We start from the raw sequence: 15,585 nt of genomic DNA on the forward strand, positions 1-15,585 counted from the left end.
GGACCGCCCCGATAATGCTCCGGGACCTGAAGGACAGAGGTTGCCTGGCGCGGTACTAGAAGATCGGGTACTCATCGTCGAAGGCATCGGGGGCCTCCTCGATGAGGGTGTCCGGCGGGGTGTCGGAGTGTGCTCCGCAGCCGTAGGTGGCGTGGACAATGTGGCCGTCCGCCGAGAACTCGTTCACGCACGCACCGAAGTTCTCCCCCAGCACCTCCCCCGCCGGAACGAAGAAGGCGCAGGTGCGGCAGTGCAGGGTCGCCTTCTCCGCGAATTCGCTGTTGGGGCCGTAGTCGCCCGTGCGCCAGCGCTGTCTGGCGTTCTCCAGTCCCTTCTTCGACAGGACGAGACGGCCGTCCTCGGCCTCGGTGAGACGCTCGTCCCCCGGCTCGGGTGGCATGAGGTCGCCGGGGCCGAGGTCGCCGGGTCGGATCCGGTCGATCCACGGCACCCACTCGGGTGCGCGGAGGGCTTCACCGGTGGGGGCGGGCACGAGGGCGAGTTCATTGACTGTGACGTGGCGGGAGCCGGAGGCGCAGGCCAGTACGGCATTCCACTCCCAACCGCTGTAACCGGGCACGTCCGCGGCGAAGCGGTGGGTGGCGACGTTCTTCGTCAGACCCTGGACCCCGATGTGCTCGCCGACTGGCCCGTCCCCGAGTTCCTCCAGGGCGGTGCGGGCGAGTTCGACGGCGCGGGCGTCGAGAAGCGGACTGCGCTGCTGTGCAGATTTCCTGCGACGATGAGAGGAGGACACGCCCCCATTATGGGCCATGTGCGGCATGATGGAACCCATGGGTCTCAGGGAAGCCGCTGCAACGCTCCTCATGTCATCTGCTGCAGGTCTCGTCTCCTGTGCGGGGGAACCCGTGGAAGTGGAGCAGCTGGTACCGCGGATCGTGGCGGTCCACCCCTTCGACGCGAGCAGCTTCACCCAGGGTCTGGAGCTCGAGGAGGGGGGCACGCTGCTGGTGGGCACGGGCGAGTACGGGGAATCACGCATCTACCGCACCACCCTCGAGGGGCAGGAGCTGGCTTCCGCCGGGCTGGAACCGGAGCGCTTCGGTGAGGGGGTCACCCGCCACGGCGGACACATCTGGCAACTGACCTGGCGGGGACAGGTGGCGGTCAAACGCGATGCGGACACACTCGAGGAGATCGACCGCGTCCCCTACCCCGGCGAGGGTTGGGGGTTGTGCTCGACCGGGGAGGAGCTGATCATGTCCGACGGCACCGACACCCTCCGCCGGCTCGACCCCGGGACCTTCGCGGAAGTCGACCGATTCCAGGTCACCGCCGACGGTCTCCCGCAGGAGAACCTCAACGAGCTCGAGTGCGTCGACGGGGACATCTACGCCAATGTATTCCTCACCACCGACATCCTGCGTATCGACGCCGCCGGCACCGTCACAGCCGTCATCGACGCCGCCGGCCTGCCCAACAATGCCGAACCCGCCGCCGACCACGTCCTCAACGGAATCGCGCACGTGCCGGGCACCGACCGTTTTCTGCTCGGCGGGAAACGCTGGCCCGACCTCTACGAGGTCGAGCTCATCCCCGCCCAGTAGGATGAGGAGCCATGTCCACCCCCAAGAAGGCGCGGCAGAGGTCGCTGCTGCAGTTTCTCGCTCTCCTGATCGCCGTGGTGATCATCATCGTCGCGGCGGTCCTCGCCCAGAACTGGTGGAACAACCGGCCCGGCCCCGCCCCGCAGGACATCACCGTCACGGCCCGCGTGGGTGACAGCTCCCTCGAGGTCTCCCCGTATCTCGTGTGTGAACCCGGCCTGGAGTGCCCGGAGGGTGAGGTGCCCAACCTGGCGGTGGGCCCGGACGACACTCTGGTGCTGGAGATCCCCGAGCCGATCCACGACCATGACTGGCAGCTGCTGATGATCTACGACGATCCGGCGGTCAATGACCAGCAGCTGCACGGCCCCTACGACACCGAGCAGGTGGAGATCCCCGGTTCCGTCGACCCGGTGAATGCGGGTGACCCCCGTCCCCGCCTCATGGTCGTGGAGATCTCCTCCGCCCAGATCGGTCCCGACGCCGAGGGGCAGGAGACCCCCTACGCCACGGTGTGGTCCCTGAGCACCATGGTGGACCCGGCGGAGGACTAGCTGTCGAGTTCCTTCGCCACGGCGCGCAGGATCTCCGCGACCTGCCGGCCGGTCTGGCGGTCGGGGTAGCGGCCGGCGGCCAGGCCCGGCTGGACCTGGGTCTCCAGGACGGTCATGAGGTCCTGGACCAGACTGCCCAGCTCCTCGGGCTTGCGGCGCTGCGCGGGTCGACGGCGCGGGGTGTCCAGGATCTTCACCCGCAGGGCCTGCGGTCCGCGGCGGCCGGCGGCGAAGTCGAACTCGATGCGTTGGCCGGGGACCAGCTCGTCGACTCCCTCGGGCAGCACCTGCTTGCCCACGAACACATCCTCATCCCCGGGGTTGGAGACGAATCCGAAGCCCTTATCGGCGTCGTACCACTTCACCTTGCCGATCGGCACAATGCTCACCTGTCCTTAGCTGTTGAATAGTGAAGGCGTCAGTATACCCCTCCGGGGTGGGGAGAAGTTATTTCTGCGGGGAGGGGATTCCGGCGGGAGGACAGCCAGCCCGGCGTGGCGTGAGGTAACTCACACCCGCGGAGGGCGACGTCGTGAGCTGGGACTTCCCGGGGGATTTTTCCGCACCGCCATGAAATCCACACCGTTTCGTTCACTTAGCGTGACTGAAACGTTATAAACCGTTATCGTATCGGGCAGGCACCGCGCAGGACCGTTCCCCGCCACCCACGCCGAGCCCTGTCCGGGAGGCGGGCGGCCGCGCAGCAGAGTGCACCAGATACTTGAGAATACATGTGGACAGGGGCGGGGAAACCACCGCGGGCCAGCCAGGTCCGCACCGGTCGACGGCCAGAGAAGTACAGCCGTTGCCCTCGGGGTGAAGCCCCACGACAGTGGGGCCGGGCACAGTGATCCTCCGCCCGAACCCGACAGCTCACCTCGCAGGCGTGAACATGAGAGGAACACAGCAATCATGGCACGTCACACCCGTAAGACCGTTTCCGCCGCGGCCAAGCTCGCCGCCACCACCGCCGCATTCGGCACCGCCGCAGCTCTGCTGGCACCGGCCGCCGCCGCCGCCCCGGACTCCGACTGGGACCGTCTCGCGCAGTGCGAGGCCGGCGGAAACTGGAACATCAACACCGGCAACGGCTACCACGGTGGCCTGCAGTTCTCCCCCTCCACCTGGGCCGCCTACGGTGGCACCCAGTACGCGGCCACCGCCAACCAGGCCACCCGCGAGCAGCAGATCGCCGTCGCCGAGAAGACCCTCGCCGGCCAGGGCTGGGGCGCATGGCCCGCCTGCTCCGCACGTCTGGGCCTGAACTCCGCCCCGACCCCGCGCACCGCCCCGACCACCGAGGCATCCGCCCCGGCCCAGGTCCAGCAGATCGTCGCCCAGTCGGAGGAGCAGTCCGTGATCTCCGGCGTGTCCTCCGATGAGCTCGCCGTCGACGCCGTCTACGGCCTCGTCCGCGACTCCCTGACCCAGTACGGTGTCGGCGTCCCGGCTGCCCTCGACGCCACCTACAACGCCAACCGCCACGACTTCAACGCCTTCTACGGCGCCAACCGCGGCACCATCGACGCTGTCGTGGGTCTCTAGAAAACCACGTCAACGGCCCCCGACCTCAGCCTGAGATCGGGGGCCGTTCCGCTTTCCCCCCTCCAGAGACTGATCCCCCGCGCACCAGGAAGGTGCGCGGGGGATCAGTCTGCGTCTGGGAAGTGTCCCGGACCCCTACTTGTTGAAGCGGGTGTACGGGTGGACGTAGCCCAGCTCTTCCGCGGGACGCGGGAGAACCAGGTCGTCACCGTAGGGGCTGGACGCACCAGCCAGGGTGGAGGTAATTTCGGTCACCACGTGGCCGTCAGTCCGCGGGATGTGCTTCGGCCAGCCCGGATCGACATAGCCCTTCTTCTCAACGTTAGCCATGGTCTCATTGTTGCAAAACTACGGCGGAAAAGTAACTTGAACTGCAACTAAAATCGGTTGCACCATGTCTGCCACCCCCGAAAGCCCCGATTTCCGCACCTGGTTGGCCCAGTGTGATGACCGCGAACTGGCGAATCTGCTTCGTGCCCGCCCCGATGTGGTTCTGCCGCTACCCCCGGGAATCACCCCTCTCGCCGCCCGCCTCGAGCTGCGGGCCTCCGTGGGCCGGGCCCTGCGCACCCTGAACGCCCTGGAACTGGCGGCCCTGGAGGCGGCCGCCGACCTCGGCGCGGAGCTGGAGCCGGTGGCGGCCACGGATGTCATCAACCAGGTCTGTGCGGCGACCACCGCCGCCCCGGCCCAGGTGGAGCAGGCGCTACGCCGGCTACGGGAACTGGCCCTGTGCTACGGCTCCGGGCAGTCCCTGCGGATCACTGCGGAGGCCATGTCGTCCCTGCCGCAGGACTGGCAGCTGCTGGATGATGCCCCGGCGGTGATGGAGCTGGCGGTGATCGAGAAACTGAGCCAGCCACAGCGGGCGATCCTGGATACGCTCCTCAACTCGGGTGGGGTGGGGCGCACGAAGCATGCGGCGGTGGACGCCGACCCGGGCCACCCAGTCCCGCAGCTGATCAATGCCGGACTGCTCGTACGGGTGGATGCCGGCACCGTGCGGCTGCCCCGGCGGGTACGGGCGCTGCTGCGCGGTGGGGACGTCACCCAGCGGCCGTTGACGCCCTCACCCCGGGTGCTGGGGGAGACGCGTGCCGACGACCGGGGGCGCGACCGCGCCGACCACGCCGGCGCGGGGGCGGGGCTGGAGGTGGCCCGGAACCTCCGGCAGCTCATCGAGCTGCTCGGCGAGAACCCTGCCCCGCTGCTGAAGGAGGGTGGGGTGGGGGTACGCGCCGTGACCACGCTCGCCCGCGCCCTGGGCGTGGAGGAGACGGAGATCCACCGCCTGGTCAGCCTGGGGACCGCAGCCGGGTTGCTGGGCCGTGGGGAACCGGATCCGCTGCCGGCCGGTGATGAGGGTTCGGACTATCTCTCCCCCACCCTGGCCGCCGACGGGTGGCTGGACTCCGACCTGGCCACACGTTGGGTGGCCATGCTTTCCGGATGGTTGGATTCGCCCTGGGCGCCGTGGCTGATCGGCACCCGGGATGAGAAGCGGCAGCCGGTCCGGTTGCTCAGCGACGCCATGAAACGGCCGCACCTCGCCGAACACCGCCGCCTGCTGGTCAGCCGCCACACGCTCGTGGCCCCCGGCGTGGACGTCACGGACGAGCAGATGCGCGACGACCTCTTCTTCACCCGCCCCGTGGCCGCCACCCTCCTGCCGGAGGAGACAATCTCCGAGATTGTGGCGGAGGCCCGCTGGACCGGTGCCCTGGCGCAGGGGACGGCGACCTCCGTCCTGCGGGCACTGCTCGACCCCGCGGCAGACGCTCTCGCCGTGGCCGGGGAGGTCACCCCCGGCACCGTGGAGAGGGTGATCCCGCAGGCAGACATGACGGTCATGGCCCCCGGCCCCCTGTCGCGGGACCTGCAGACGGAGCTGGACCTCCTCGGGGAGCTGGAGTCCGCCGGGTTGGCCAGCGTATACCGGGTGACGGAAACCTCCGTGCGCCGCGCGCTGGACACCGGCCGTACGGCCGCGCAGCTGCGGGACTGGCTCACCGACCACTCCCTCGGCGAGGTCCCGCAGTCGATCATCTATCTCATCGAGGACGTCGCCCGCCGCCACGGCACCCTGCGGGGTGGACCGGCGCTGAGCTACCTGCGTTGCGACGACCCCGCGCTGCTCACCGAGGCCGCCCGCACGCCGGCCGCGGAGCGGGTGGCCCTGCGGATCATCGCACCGACGGTGGCGGTGGCGCAGGCTCCCCTGGCGAAGGTCATCGAGGAGCTGCGGGAGGCTGGTTTCCAACCGGTCGCCGAGGACGCCACCGGCGCGGCACTGGACATCCGGCCGAAACCCGCGCGCCTGCCTGCCCCGGACATCCCGGTGAAGGCACTGCCGGTGCTCGATGAGTCCCGGATCAGTGCGGCGGTCGCCGCAATCCGCAGGGCTGACGGCGCGAAGGAGGCCGGTACGGCCCACACTGCCCCGGACACCCGCACCACCCTGGCGCTGCTGCAGGCGGCGGCGCGGGGTGGGCGGACGGTGACGCTCGGGTTCGTCGACAAGCACGGGCGGGCCATGCACCGCACGGTGACCCCCCTGACGGTGACGGGCGGGCAGGTCGACGCCCTCGACGAGGTGAGCGGTCAGGTGCAGCGCTTCATGCTGCACCGCATCACGGAGGTGCTGCTCGGGTAGACGCGCTGCAAACCCGTTGGGTTTATGCAACACTATGTTGCATGTCCCCAAGGAAACAGTCGAAGAGTCCGATATTCAATCGGGTTCGTGTGCTGCGCGCGGAACGGGACATGTCCCGTGCGCAGCTGGCTGAACTGATCAACGTCAACCCCCAGACCATCGGCGCACTCGAGCGCGGTGACCACTCCCCCAGCCTGGACCTCGCCCTGCGGATCTGCGAGACCTTCGGGCTGCCCGTGGAGGCGGTCTTCTCCCGCACAGAGTTCAACCCGATGTCCGCGGAACTCTACCAACCCACTCAGGAGATGACATGACGCCCGAGAGTCAACTGCGGCGGTGGCAGTACCTCGCCGACAACGCACCCCGTTTCGAGGAGCTGCGCCGACCGCGCCCCACCCGCGCGCTGATAGCCGCCTACTTCACCGGGCTCGCCCTGGCGATGGTCTCCCTGGCCGGGTCGTTCCTCTGGACACACTTCATGTGGTTCCATTTCGCGGCCCTGTTCACCTCCATGGTGGCGTGGACGGTGCTGCGCTCCGCCATCGACGCGAAGGACACCGCACCGGAACAGGTGCTCGACAGCTACGAGCAGGAGGTGCTCGCTGACTGGCGCCGACGCAGTCTCCGGATCTTCGAGATCCTGCTCATCCTCGGCGGAGCCGCGGTGATCCTCCTCGGTGCCCTGTTCCGTGAGCACATCGACGTGGCCACGATGTCCATGTTCGCTGGCATGTACATGATTATGCTTTACCTGTCCGTGGGCACCCTGCCGGTGGTCGGCTACGCGCTGGCCTTCAACCGGGACGACGCCGACACCGACCCCGAAGAGGAATACTGAAGGACATGCCCACACTCCACATCGATCACCTGAACAAGTCGTTCGGGGACAACCGCGCGCTCAATGACATGACCTTCTCTGTGAATCCCGGCGAGATCTACGGTTTCGTCGGTTCCAACGGAGCAGGAAAATCGACCACCATGCGCATCGCGCTGGGCGTGCTCTCCGCGGATTCCGGTCAGGTGCGCTTCGACGACACCCCCATGAACGACGACATCCGCCGCCGCATCGGCTACATGCCCGAGGAGCGCGGACTCTACGGCAAGGAGGGTATCGCCGACCAGCTGACCTACTTCGGGCGGCTGCACGGCATGTCCGGGAAATCGGCACACGACTCGGCGACCTCCCTGCTCGAGCAGCTCGGACTGGGCGAACGCGCCGGCGACAAACTCGACGACCTCTCGTTGGGCAACCAGCAGCGTGTACAGCTGGCGGCCTCCCTCATCCACGAGCCGGAGCTGCTCATCCTCGACGAGCCCTTCTCCGGGCTCGACCCGGTCGCCGTGGAGGTGATGAGCCGGATGCTCGTCGAACGCGCCCGGCAGGGTGTGCCGGTGATCTTCTCCTCCCACCAGCTCGACCTGGTGCAGCGCCTCAGCGACCGGGTGGGTATCGTCGCCCGGGGCTCCATGGTCACCGAGGGCACCGTCGATGAACTGCGCATGTCCGGACCCGTCCGCTTCGAGGTGCACACCCCGGCGCGCAACTGGTACCCGGAAGGCACACGTCTGGTCAGCGAGACCGAGCGCGGGGTGGTCCTCGAGACCGCCGACCCCGCCGATGACCAGCAGATCCTCCAGGCCGCCATCGCCGTCGGCCCCGTCCACTCCTTCACCCGTCTGATCCCAGACCTGACCGACCTGTTCCGGGAGGTTGTCGCCTGATGAGTTATTCGTCGATGAACACCATCACCACCGTGGCAAAACGCGAGATGCGGGTGGCACTGCGCAACAAGGGCATCATGGTCTCCGTGGTGCTCACCCTGGTGCTCACCCTGGCCGGTATCGGGGCCCTCACGCTGCTGTCCGAGCGTGAGGGCGGGCAACCCTCCATCGCCGTGGTGGGGATGAACGCCCCCACCCCGGAGGAGTCAGAGGTCATCTTCGTCAATGTCGCCGACCGGGAGGACGCCATGACGTCCCTTGAGATGGGTGATGACGACGCCGCGCTGGTCCCCACCGAGCAGGGCTGGGAACTGCTCGCGGAGGGGGATCCCTCCCCCACCGTGCTGGGAGCGGCCACGCAGCTGGTGAACTCGCAGGCCACCGAGGAGGCCCTCGCCGGTTTCGGGCTCACCCCGGAGGAATTCGCCACCGCCCTGCCGCCGACCACGGTCATCCCCGTGGACCTCGGGGCCGACGCCACCACCGAGATCAACTACCCGGCCGTGCTCACCGTGCTGGCCGGCGTGGTAGTCCTCATGTTCACCGTCATGCTCTTCGCCGGCAACATCGGCGGCCGGGTCACCGCGGAGAAGTCCTCCCGCGTCGTGGAGATCATCCTCGCCAGTGTGCGGCCGATGGACTTCCTGGCGGGCAAGATCCTCGGCAACGTCATCTTCGGCTTCCTGGCCACCACCGTCATGGTGATCATCGCCGGTGCCGCCCTGGCCTTCTCCGGCCTGCTGGAGGGCCTGGAATTCGACTGGGGCATCCTCGCGGTCCTGCTCGTCGGCTTCCTGCTGGGCATGATCTTCTTCGGCAGCCTCTATGCCGCGGCGGGTGCGATGGTGCAGCGCACGGAGGACCTGCAGTCCACGCAGATGCCGATCCTCCTCCTGCTGATCGCCACCATCTATTCCGCCACCTTCGGTTTCAACGCGCTCGACTCCACCTGGATGGAGGTCCTGGCCTGGGTCCCGCCGATGTCTGTGGCGGTGGCCCCGCTGCAGTACGCGGCCGGCAACTTCGGCCTCGGCCAGCTCGCCCTGTCCTACGGGATCCTGGCGCTGACCAACCTGCTGGCGATCTGGCTGGTGGCGCGCATCTACCGGGCGGCCATCCTCAACAACGGCCGCCGCATGACCTGGCGCCAGGCACTGACTGCCCGGTAGGGACTTGACTGACCTGCCATAATGGAATGCTGCACACCCGTCAGTAAGGAGCATTCCATGGCATTCGGGGACGGCCCCCTGATCGTCCAGTCGGACAAGACCGTTCTGCTGGAGATCGACCACGCACAGGCGGATGAGGCGCGCGCCGGGCTCGCGCCCTTCGCCGAGCTCGAGCGCGCCCCGGAACACGTCCACACCTACCGCATCACCCCGCTGGCGCTGTGGAACGCACGTGCCGCGGGTCACGATGCGGAGGAGGTCGTCGACGTCCTGGAGCGTTACTCCCGTTTCCCGGTACCGCAGCCCCTGCTCGTCGATGTCGCTGAGACGATGTCCCGCTACGGTCGTGTCCGTCTGCACAAGCACCCGGCCCACGGGCTCATCCTCGAGTCCGCCGAACCGGCGATCCTGGCTGAGCTGCAGCGGCACAAGAAGATCCGGCCCATGCTCGGTGAACCAGTCGACGCGGAGAACATCCCCGTCCACCCCTCCGAGCGGGGCCGTCTCAAGCAGGAACTGCTCAAGGTCGGCTGGCCGGCGGAGGACCTGGCCGGTTACGTGGACGGCGAGTCCCACCCCATCGCCCTGTCCACGGAGAACGAGAACTGGGAACTGCGCGACTACCAGCGCTACGCCGCCGACTCCTTCTGGGAGGGCGGCTCCGGCGTGGTGGTCCTGCCGTGTGGGGCGGGTAAGACGATGGTCGGTGCGGCCTCCATGGCCCGCGCCCAGGCCACCACCCTGATCCTGGTGACCAACACCGTCGCCGGCCGGCAGTGGCGCGATGAACTGCTGCGCCGCACCACGCTCACCGCCGAGGAGATCGGCGAGTACTCCGGTGAGAAGAAGGAGATCCGCCCCGTCACCATCGCCACCTATCAGGTGGTCACCCGGAGGACGAAGGGTGAGTACCGCGCGCTGGAGCTCTTCGACTCCCGCGACTGGGGGCTGATCATCTACGACGAGGTCCACCTCCTGCCCGCCCCGGTCTTCCGCATGACCTCCGACCTGCAGTCGCGTCGCCGCCTGGGGTTGACGGCCACGCTGGTGCGTGAGGACGGCCGCGAGGGCGACGTCTTCTCCCTCATCGGGCCGAAGCGGTACGACGCCCCGTGGCGCGACATTGAGGCCATGGGTTTCATCGCCTCCGCCGAGTGCGTGGAGGTGCGCACCACCATGACCGATTCCGAGCGGATGGTCTACGCCACCGCGGAGACCGCCGACCGCTACCGCCTGGCGGCGAGCGCACAGGGCAAGATGCGCGTCGTCGACAAGCTCCTGGAACGCCACCGCGGTCAGCCCACGCTGATCATCGGCGCCTACCTCGACCAGCTGGAGGAACTCGCCGCGCGTTTCGGTGCCCCCGTCATCGAAGGCCGCACCCCCAACAAGAAGCGCGAGGAACTCTTCGGGCGATTCCGTCGCGGGGAGATCAACGTCCTCATCGTGAGCAAGGTCGCGAACTTCTCCATCGACCTGCCGGAGGCCGCCGTGGCGATCCAGGTCTCCGGCACCTTCGGCTCCCGTCAGGAGGAGGCCCAGCGCCTCGGCCGGCTGCTGCGCCCCAAGGCCGACGGTGGCGAAGCCCACTTCTACTCGGTGGTCTCCCGGGACACCCTGGATGCGGAGTACGCGGCCCATCGCCAGCGTTTCCTCGCCGAGCAGGGTTATGCCTACCGCATCGTCGATGCGGAGGACCTGGACCAGCTTGGTTAGGCTGTCACCCATGAAGGTTTTCAGGTTCGAGGTGGACGAGGCGTTCGCGAAGAAGAACAACGAGATGCTCCGGGACACCCGACGGCTGCAGCTGTCAGCGATCGTCTTCGGTGTCATCCTCCTCGCCCTGGCGGTGGTTCTCTTCGCCTGGCTGGGAGCAGGTGAGGTGTGGGGACTGGTCGGCGGTATCATCTCGCTGACCTTCGGCCTGCTCTGCTTCTTCCTTGCCGTGGCGGTGCCCCGCAAGGTCGGCAAACCACAGGAGCTCTACGACGCCTACCCCCTGGCCCCGGCCGTGGTCGCCGAGGTCAACGAGCGTGACTACGTGCTCATGGCGCTGGTGAACACCAACGTCGACCCGCTGCTCCCGCCGCGCTGGGGTGCCGCACTGCGCACCGTCTCCCGCATCAACGGCATCAAGGAGCCGAAGCTGGGCACCCGGGTCCCCGTCGCCGCGGTCCAGGGCCGGCGCAGCGTGCGTGACCAGGAGCACTGGGATGAGATCTCCCCCATGCCCATCGCCTGGGGCACCCCGGACCAGGACGTGGTCAACACCGCCCGCCGGTCCATCCCGGAGGACCAGTGGACGCGTCTGGACAAGGCCCGCAAACGCCTCGACGAGGTCAAGGCCACCCGCTACAACCTCCTGGCGCTGTGACCGTCGCCCGGCTCCGCCAGTTCGGCGAGACGGTCTTCGCCACGATGAGCGCGAAGGCCGCAGAATTCGATGCCGTCAACCTCGGTCAGGGTTTCCCCGATTCCGACGGCCCACCCCGCATGCTGGAGATCGCGTGCGAGCAGATCCGCGGCGGCAACAACCAGTACGGCCCGGCCCGGGGCATGGCGGTGCTCCGCGAGGCGGTGGCCGCCCAACGCGCCCGCGACCATCAGGTCAGCTACGACCCGGAGACGGAGGTGCTGGTCACCGTCGGCGCCACGGAGGCGATCTCGGCGACGGTCCTCGGCCTGGTGGAGCCCGGTTCAGAGGTCATCGTCCTGGAGCCGTACTACGACGCCTACGCCGCCGCCATCGCCCTGGCCGGGGCGCAGCGGGTGGCGGTGCCGCTCGTCGCCGACGGGGCCGGCTGGACGGTGGATGTCGACGCGGTACGCGCCGCAGTCACCGGGAGGACCGCGATGATCATCGTCAACTCCCCGCACAACCCGACCGGTTCCGTCTTCTCCCGCGAGGTGCTCACGGAACTCGCCGCCGTCTGTGTGGAACGTGACCTGCTGGTGCTGGCCGATGAGGTCTACGAGAATCTGCTCTTCGACGGGGTCACCCACACCGCCCTGGCCTCCCTGCCCGGCATGTTCGGACGCACCGTCACCGTCTCCTCCGCCGCGAAGACGTGGAACGTCACCGGCTGGAAGACCGGTTGGGCGCTCGCTCCCGCCCCGCTTCTCGACGCCGTCCTCAAGGCCAAGCAGTTCATGTCCTTCGTCGGCGCCACGCCCTTCCAGCCCGCCGTCGCCCATGCCCTCAACGAGGAGTCCGCGTGGCTGAACGACATGGTGGCCGAACTCGCCGGGGGCCGTGACCTGCTGGTCGCCGGCCTGCGCTCCGCGGGGCTGGAGGTCCACGACAGTCACGGCACCTATTTCGTGGTGGCCGACATCGCCCCGCTCGGGGCGACCGACGGTGTCGCCTTCTGCCTCGACCTGCCCGAACGCATCGGTGTCGCCGCCATCCCCGCCCAGGTCTTCTGTGATGATCCCGGGCCCTGGCGCACGAAGGTGCGCTTCGCCTTCGGTAAACGCCACGGGACCCTGCGGCTGGCCGTGGACCGGCTGCAGCAGCTCTAGTCCACCGCCTCCAGCGGGTTGGTGGCCGCTGCCTGCCGCGCCGGCCAGACAGCGGCCAGCACACCGACCACGATCGCGGCGACCAGCACCACTGCCATCTGGTCCCAGGGGATCGCCCAGCGGGTGATCCCCTGGTCGGCGAGTGCGCGGACGAAGCACCAGCCCAGCCACACGCCGAGAATGATGCCGGCGGTCGCGCCCAGGCCCGCGATGTGGATCGACTCGATGGTGACCATCCGCCGGATCTGGCTGCGCTGCATACCCACCGCCCGCAGCATGCCGAATTCACGGCGGCGCTCCATGATCGACAGTGCCAGCGTGTTGATGATCCCCAGTACCGCAATGATCACACTCAACGCCAGCAACGCATAGACCAGGGCGAGCAGCTGGTCGATCTGCTCGGCGCTGGCCAGGCGGTACTCCTCCTTCGTCAGCACCTGCAGCACCCCGTAGGGGTCAGTGGTGCTGAGGACCTGCTCGTGCACCTCTGCTTCGTCGGCGCCGTCGGTGAATGTGACGAAGAGGTCCTGCATGATCCACGAACTGCGGTCGGGCAGGATCTGCTCCGCGGCAGCCTCCGTGACAGCGACGGGGGTGTAGGCGGACGAGTCCGCCCAGATCACCCGGACAGGCACCTCCAGGGATGCCACCGACACCGGGGATGCGATCTCGACGAGGTCACCGACGGACAGGCCGAGCTCCCGCGCCACCGTCTCACTGAGCCCCGCCCCAGGTGCCGTGGTGAGATCTGCGAAGTCTCCCCCGAGGATCTCCAGGTGCAGTGCGAGAGTGGGATCCACGGTGAGGACATTGCTCACCGCGCCCGCCGCACTGGCGGTCCCGGTTCTGCCGGCGACGCTGAGGGGTGCCCACAGGCTGGGCACCACAGCGTCGACCTCGTCGATGGCGCTGATCTCGTCGGCGACCTGCCCCGGGATGCCCTGAGTGGAGAGAAGGCCCGCCGAGACCACGGTCTGGGCACGCATCTCCTCGTCGATGGAACCGTAGACGGAGAGCTTCATCGACGCCCCGAGGATGCCCACGGCGGAGACAAGCGCCACCCCGAGAGTGAGAGCAAAGGCTGTGGCGGCGGTACGCCGCGGATTCCGGGCCAGGCTCGTGCGTGCCAGCAGGGGCACCACCGACCGGAACGGTGAGCGCGCGGAAAATATCACACGCGCCAGTCCCGCCTGGAGAAGCAGCGCACCCAGAATGAGCGTCAGGGCACCGATGCCGGTCAGCACCGCCCGGGTGGTGGTGGACCAGTCCGTCATGAAGGCGGCCGTCACGGTCACGGCCACACCGGCCACCGCCAGGACCCCGCCCAGGATGCTGCGCGCCCCCACCGGCTGGGTGCTCGACTGCTCCCCCGAACGCATGGCCTGCACGGGCCGGATCCCGCCGGCACGGCGCGCGGGCACCCAGGCGCTCAGCAGGGTGACCACGATGCCGACGCCCAGGGGCGCCAGGATGCTGGCTGCGTCGAGTCCCAGACCGGAATCCGGGAAGCCGAGCCCGAAGGCCTCCATGGCGGTGACGATGAGACGCACCAGACCGATGCCCACCCCGATGCCCAGGACGGACCCGAGGACACCGATGAAAGCTGCCTCCACCAGCACGGAGCTGGTCAACTGGGGACGGGACATGCCGATGGCACGCAGGAGGGCGAACTCCCTCGTCCGCTGCGCCACGATCATGGAGAACGTGTTCGAGATGATGAACGTCCCCACCAGCAGGGCGATGAGCCCGAAGGCGACGAGGATGTAGGTGAAGAAGGCCAGCAACGAGGAGATCTGCTCGGAGTCCTGCGCGGACGCCTCCTCGGAGGTGAGGATGTCGAAGCCGGGGTAGCGGGCAGCCAGGGCATCGCGGCTGATCTCCCCGCGGACGAGGATCCGGTCAGTGGACACCCCGTCCGTGAACTCCGTGCGGTACAGTTCCTCCGCAATCTGGACGCCCGCCCACCCGCCGGTGGAGGTGGGGAGCTCCGTCAGTCCGACGATCTCGAAGTCAGTCCGTTTCGAGGTGTCGATGACCGTGATGGTGTCCCCCAGGCTGATGTCGGCCCGCTCCGCCGCAGCGGTGTTCACCACTGCCTCAGTGGGCCCCTCAGGTGTCCGTCCCTCCACGACCGTGACACCTCCCGTCATGGCAGGCTCCTGCGGCGTGAAAGGCAGGAGCCAGGAGCCCGCACCACCGGACTGATAGGGGGCACCGTCCGGACCGATGATCACGACCGGCTGGATATTGGTGGTCTCCACCTTCTCCACCCCCGGCAGGGCCTCGATCTCCTCTCCCATGGCGCGGGTGAGCCGATGATCGGGTGTGGAGTTGAGTACGACGTCTGAGCCTTCGTAGCTGGCCGCGGTAATGTCGTCGAAGGCCTTCGACAGCGAGGCGGTGAGGATGAATCCCCCGGACACGAAACTTGTACCCAGCACCACGGCCAGGACCGTCATGATCAGTCGCAGTCGGTGGGCGGCGATGCTGCGTAGGGAGATCTTCTGCAGGATAGGCAGTGAAGTCATCCCCGTACTCCCCGTGACCTGTCAGGACGGGGGGTAGGACAGAGTCGGTCCATGGTCGTATTCATTTCCTCACGCAGATGTCGGTGACGAGTCCTCTCGTCTATCCTGTTATTCTTCCCGTTCCAACCGTCAAGATCCATCCGAAATGTTGTGAATCCTGTCCGAATTTGTGGTATCCGTCGTGTTTGTGGAACGAGAAAACCCCGGTGATGTGATCCGCCCGTTTTTCACAGGGGAACCACACCACCGGGGTGTTCGTTGGTATTCAGTTGTTTTTTGTTTTAGCGTCGGCGGTAACCTACTCTCCCACACCCTCCCGGGTGC

General features: G+C 67.9%; 15 protein-coding genes and 1 riboswitch. Of the genes, 11 read left to right on the forward strand and 4 right to left on the reverse strand.

The genetic code is table 11. The features are described from left to right. Nucleotides 1-55: 55 nt before the first annotated feature. Nucleotides 56-796: a DUF3027 domain-containing protein gene (locus tag NYP18_RS12520; RefSeq protein ID WP_439648098.1), complete on the reverse strand. Its 741-nt coding sequence runs from the start codon at nucleotides 794-796 to the stop codon at nucleotides 56-58. A gap of 31 nt (nucleotides 797-827) precedes the next feature. Here NYP18_RS12520 and NYP18_RS12525 point away from each other — a divergent pair, with 31 nt between their 5' ends. Continuing rightward, a complete protein-coding gene (locus tag NYP18_RS12525; protein WP_259428537.1) occupies nucleotides 828-1,568 on the forward strand; it encodes a glutaminyl-peptide cyclotransferase in 741 nt (246 codons plus the stop codon). An 11-nt stretch (nucleotides 1,569-1,579) separates the two neighbouring features. Next, nucleotides 1,580-2,122 carry a DUF2771 domain-containing protein gene (locus NYP18_RS12530; RefSeq protein WP_259428538.1) on the forward strand — a complete coding sequence of 181 codons (543 nt, stop codon included), beginning with the start codon at nucleotides 1,580-1,582 and terminating at the stop codon, nucleotides 2,120-2,122. Here the strand turns inward: NYP18_RS12530 and NYP18_RS12535 are convergent. Further along, entirely contained in the window at nucleotides 2,119-2,502 is a 384-nt protein-coding gene (locus NYP18_RS12535; RefSeq protein WP_259428556.1) for a cold-shock protein, read from the reverse strand. The two genes, NYP18_RS12530 and NYP18_RS12535, sit on opposite strands and share 4 nt — an antisense overlap. A 328-nt stretch (nucleotides 2,503-2,830) precedes the next feature. After that, nucleotides 2,831-3,026, forward strand: a riboswitch (cyclic di-AMP (ydaO/yuaA leader). Nucleotides 3,027-3,034: 8 nt separating this feature from the next. On the opposite strand from NYP18_RS12535, the gene NYP18_RS12540 reads away from it, so the two are divergent. Next, nucleotides 3,035-3,667: a resuscitation-promoting factor Rpf1 domain-containing protein gene (locus tag NYP18_RS12540; RefSeq protein WP_259428539.1), complete on the forward strand. Its 633-nt coding sequence runs from the start codon at nucleotides 3,035-3,037 to the stop codon at nucleotides 3,665-3,667. A 135-nt stretch (nucleotides 3,668-3,802) separates the two neighbouring features. Here the strand turns inward: NYP18_RS12540 and NYP18_RS12545 are convergent, their stop codons facing one another. After that, a complete protein-coding gene (locus NYP18_RS12545; RefSeq protein WP_126121783.1) occupies nucleotides 3,803-3,997 on the reverse strand; it encodes a hypothetical protein in 195 nt (64 codons plus the stop codon). Between the two features lie 64 nt (nucleotides 3,998-4,061). On the opposite strand from NYP18_RS12545, the gene NYP18_RS12550 reads away from it, so the two are divergent. The 8 genes from NYP18_RS12550 to NYP18_RS12585 are packed head-to-tail and all read left to right on the forward strand — an operon-like array spanning nucleotide 4,062 to nucleotide 12,733. After that, complete coding sequence (locus NYP18_RS12550; RefSeq protein ID WP_259428540.1) at nucleotides 4,062-6,320, forward strand: helicase-associated domain-containing protein; 2,259 nt, start codon at nucleotides 4,062-4,064, stop codon at nucleotides 6,318-6,320. A 41-nt stretch (nucleotides 6,321-6,361) separates the two neighbouring features. Then, a complete protein-coding gene (locus NYP18_RS12555; protein ID WP_259428541.1) occupies nucleotides 6,362-6,634 on the forward strand; it encodes a helix-turn-helix transcriptional regulator in 273 nt (90 codons plus the stop codon). Then, nucleotides 6,631-7,158, forward strand: a complete 528-nt coding sequence (locus NYP18_RS12560) for a hypothetical protein (RefSeq protein ID WP_259428542.1) — start codon at nucleotides 6,631-6,633, stop codon at nucleotides 7,156-7,158. The genes NYP18_RS12555 and NYP18_RS12560 overlap by 4 nt, the downstream gene beginning before the upstream one ends. A 5-nt stretch (nucleotides 7,159-7,163) precedes the next feature. Then, on the forward strand, nucleotides 7,164-8,042 hold the full coding sequence (locus tag NYP18_RS12565; RefSeq protein ID WP_259428543.1) for an ABC transporter ATP-binding protein: 879 nt from the start codon (nucleotides 7,164-7,166) through the stop codon (nucleotides 8,040-8,042). 14 nt (nucleotides 8,043-8,056) lie between these two features. Beyond that, nucleotides 8,057-9,211 carry an ABC transporter permease gene (locus tag NYP18_RS12570; protein WP_369415256.1) on the forward strand — a complete coding sequence of 385 codons (1,155 nt, stop codon included), beginning with the start codon at nucleotides 8,057-8,059 and terminating at the stop codon, nucleotides 9,209-9,211. Between the two features lie 57 nt (nucleotides 9,212-9,268). Further along, nucleotides 9,269-10,927: a DNA repair helicase XPB gene (locus NYP18_RS12575; protein ID WP_259428545.1), complete on the forward strand. Its 1,659-nt coding sequence runs from the start codon at nucleotides 9,269-9,271 to the stop codon at nucleotides 10,925-10,927. Nucleotides 10,928-10,937: 10 nt separating this feature from the next. Next, complete coding sequence (locus tag NYP18_RS12580; protein WP_259428546.1) at nucleotides 10,938-11,585, forward strand: DUF3239 domain-containing protein; 648 nt, start codon at nucleotides 10,938-10,940, stop codon at nucleotides 11,583-11,585. Between the two features lie 44 nt (nucleotides 11,586-11,629). After that, nucleotides 11,630-12,733, forward strand: coding sequence for a pyridoxal phosphate-dependent aminotransferase (locus NYP18_RS12585; RefSeq protein ID WP_259428558.1), 1,104 nt, complete (start codon nucleotides 11,630-11,632; stop codon nucleotides 12,731-12,733). Here NYP18_RS12585 and NYP18_RS12590 read toward each other — a convergent pair. Continuing rightward, complete coding sequence (locus NYP18_RS12590; protein ID WP_259428547.1) at nucleotides 12,730-15,261, reverse strand: ABC transporter permease; 2,532 nt, start codon at nucleotides 15,259-15,261, stop codon at nucleotides 12,730-12,732. The two genes, NYP18_RS12585 and NYP18_RS12590, sit on opposite strands and share 4 nt — an antisense overlap. Nucleotides 15,262-15,585: the final 324 nt, after the last annotated feature.

Origin of the sequence: Corynebacterium lemuris (assembly GCF_024919295.1) — a bacterium.
Lineage (GTDB): Bacteria > Actinomycetota > Actinomycetes > Mycobacteriales > Mycobacteriaceae > Corynebacterium > Corynebacterium lemuris.